Source organism: Actinosynnema sp. (genome assembly GCF_052038725.1).
Map to the genome: position 1 here is coordinate 1 of NZ_JBQGCX010000124.1, position 3061 is coordinate 3061.

Consider the following 3061-nt stretch of genomic DNA (forward strand, 5'->3'; position numbering starts at 1 on the left):
GGCGGACCCGGCTTCGACCACGGCTCCGGCTTCGACCACGGCTTCGGCTTCCGCTTCGGCCGACCCGACGGCGCAGGACTCGAAGGCCGAGGGCTCGACGGCTGCTCCGGCCACCCCGGTCGCCGAGGACCCGGCGAAGCAGAAGCAGCCGGACGAGTAGACCGACGTGCGCATACTCGTCGTCGAGGACGACGACCGGGTGGCGCGTGGTCTGCTCACCGCACTGCGGCACGCGGGTTACGAGGTCCACCGGGCGGCGTCGGCCGCCGCGGCGCTCGCCGCCGCCCCGGTCGACGTCGTGCTGCTCGACCTCGGCCTGCCGGACGGCGACGGCCTGGACGTGCTCCGCGAGCTGCGCGACCGGCGGGGCACCGCGGTGATCGCGGTGACCGCGCGCGGCGAGGAGCGCGAGCGGGTGCTGGGCCTGCGCGCGGGCGCCGACGACTACGTCGTCAAGCCGTTCGGCACGGCGGAGCTGCTGGCCAGGATCGAGGCGGTGCTGCGCCGCACCCGCGACGCGCGCGCCGGGTCCGGCCGCTCCGAGGCGCTGGGGCTGGGCCCGCTCACCCTGGACCCGGCCACCCGCGAGGCGAGCGTGGCAGGCCGCCCGCTGGCGCTGACCCGCAAGGAGTTCGACCTGCTCGCCCTGCTGGTCGGCCGGGCGGGGTCGGTGGTGAGCCGGGACCTGATCGTCGACCAGGTCTGGAAGGCGCACTGGGAGGCGCCGTCGCGCACCCTGGACACCCACATCGCCGCGCTGCGCGGCAAGCTCGGCGCGGAGGTCCGCATCGAGACCGTGCGCGGCGTCGGCTACCGCATCGTCGTCACCCCGTGACCAGGCCGGACCCCGGTGGAGCTGCTCCACCCGGGTCCGGCCGGGGGCGGTCCTCAGCGCGGGGTCACCAGGAGTGCGCGCCCTCCACCACGAGCCCCCCCGGCCCGGTGAACACCCGGAACGGCAGGCGGGCGCGCACCCCCAGCCCGACGGTCGAGCGCCCCTCGAACGAGTTGCCCCAGGCGACCTGCCGGAACGTCCGGTAGCCGGTGACGTCCACCAGCTCGGACCGGTCCGCGAAGGTGTAGGTGGGGGCGCCGTCGTCGTCGTGCGCGGGCGAGTGCGCCACCACCAGCAGCTTCGCGCCCCCGCGCAGCGGGATCACCTCGCCGCTGCCGTCCGCGTGGATCACGTCCCGGTACCCGACCAGGTGACCCTCGCCCGCCCCGCCACCGGGGATGTCGAACACCAGCCGGTCGAAGCACTCCTGCTGCCCGGCCCGCAGGTCGACCAGCGGACCGGGCGAGGTGTCGGCGGACTGCTGGTCCTGCGACCCCCAGTCGACCGCGCAGTTCGCGGTGGTGGTCCCGGCGCTCACCGCGTTCGCGCTCGCGGTCGCGGCGGGCGCGAGGCCCAGTCCGACCAGGACGGCGAGCGCGGCCGTCGTCTTGCGTAGCATGGCTCTCCCCTCTCGTCGGGCGCCGCTCCCGGCGCCCGAGCTTCAAGAACGCGCGCCCGGCGCCCAGGTCGCACCGGGCCGTGACCGTGTCCCCCGGCGGAGGTCGGCGTGTTCCGGAGACTGCTGGCGCTGATCGTGCCGCTGCTCGTGGGCCTGGTGGGCGCGCTCGGCGTGCCGCTGGCGTTCTCCGTCGTGCAGCGCGAGAGCCAGGCCACCTACCTGGACCGGTTGGGCGACGCGAGCCGGTTCGCCTCGCTCGCGGAGAACGCGCTCGCCTCCAACCGGTTGACCGCGCTGCGCGAGGAGCTGGTGCGCTACGACCAGCTCTACGGCATCCCGGCGGCGCTGATCGGCACGGACGGCACCGCGCTGGTGGAGTCCCGGACCCCGTTCGACCGCAGCGACCCGGCCGTGCGCGCGGGCCTGCACGCGGCGTTCAGCGGTTACCGGGGCGAGGGCGACCCGTCGGTGTGGCCGTGGGAGCGGCGCGACCTGGTCGTGGTGGAGCCGGTGGGGCGGGACAGCGAGGTCGTGGCGGCGGTCGTGACGATCTCGCCGACCGGGCGGTTGCGCGCCGAGGTGGCCCGGCAGTGGGGGCTCCTGGCGCTGCTCGGCCTGCTGCCGCTGCTGGGCGCGGTCGCGGTGGCGTGGCCGATGTCGCGGTGGGTGCTGCGCCCGGTGCGCAGCCTGGACGAGGCCACCGCGGCGGTCGCGGGCGGCGAGCTGGACGCGCGCGTGGACGAGGTCGGGGGCCCGCCGGAGCTGCGCAGGCTGGCGGCGTCGTTCAACACGATGGTGGACGTGGTGGGGCGGGCGCTGCGCCGCCAGCGGGCGTTCGTCTCGGACGCCTCCCACCAGCTGCGCAACCCGCTGGCGAGCCTGCGGCTGGCGGTGGACGACCTGGAGCACCACGTCCGCGACGACGCGGGCCGCGAGGCGCAGCGGATCGCCGTGGAGGAGGCGGAGGAGATGGGCCGGGTCCTGGACGCCCTGCTCGCCGCGACCCGCCTGGACAGCGCGTCGTCGGCGGAACCGGTGGAGGTCGACCCGCTGCTGGCCGCGCACGCGCCCGGCTGGCGGGCGCTGGCGGGCGGCGTGGCGCTGCGGGTGGAGGTCCCCCCTGGTCTGCGCGTGCTCGAACCGCCGGGCGGCCTGGGCAGCGTGCTCGACGAGCTGGTGGGCAACGCGATCCGGCTGTCCGGCGCCACCGAGATCAGGATCTGGGCCGGGACGGCGGGCGAGGACGTGGAGCTGCACGTGACCGACAACGGCACGGGCCTGGACGACCAGGAGCGCGCGAACGCCCTCAGCCGCTTCTGGCGCTCGCCCCGCCACCAGAACATCGCGGGAACCGGCCTCGGCCTGGCGATCTGCGCCGAGCTCATCACCTCGGCGGGCGGCGCCCTGACCCTGACCGAAGCCACTCCGAACGGCCTGACCGCGACGGTCCGCCTGAGAACCCGCCCGACCCCCTGACCCCACAACACCCCCGAACCCCGCACGCACACCACTCCGCGCACCATCCCGAGAACACCACCCCGCGCACACCATCCCGAGCCGCGGCCCCGAGCCAGCGCCCCGACCCGAGCCCACATCCCGACCAGAAC

General features: G+C 76.0%; 3 protein-coding genes. 2 read left to right on the top strand and 1 reads right to left on the bottom strand.

The window, feature by feature from the left end; translation table 11 throughout:
• Window positions 1-166: 166 nt before the first annotated feature.
• On the top strand, window positions 167-835 hold the full coding sequence (locus ACTUAL_RS02380; RefSeq protein ID WP_096496407.1) for a response regulator transcription factor: 669 nt from the start codon (window positions 167-169) through the stop codon (window positions 833-835).
• A gap of 64 nt (window positions 836-899) precedes the next feature.
• On the opposite strand, the gene ACTUAL_RS02385 is transcribed toward ACTUAL_RS02380, so the two are convergent.
• Window positions 900-1454: an AMIN-like domain-containing (lipo)protein gene (locus tag ACTUAL_RS02385; RefSeq protein ID WP_440899116.1), complete on the bottom strand. Its 555-nt coding sequence runs from the start codon at window positions 1452-1454 to the stop codon at window positions 900-902.
• A 108-nt stretch (window positions 1455-1562) separates the two neighbouring features.
• On the opposite strand from ACTUAL_RS02385, the gene ACTUAL_RS02390 reads away from it, so the two are divergent.
• Window positions 1563-2930, top strand: coding sequence for a sensor histidine kinase (locus tag ACTUAL_RS02390; protein WP_096496405.1), 1368 nt, complete (start codon window positions 1563-1565; stop codon window positions 2928-2930).
• Window positions 2931-3061: the final 131 nt, after the last annotated feature.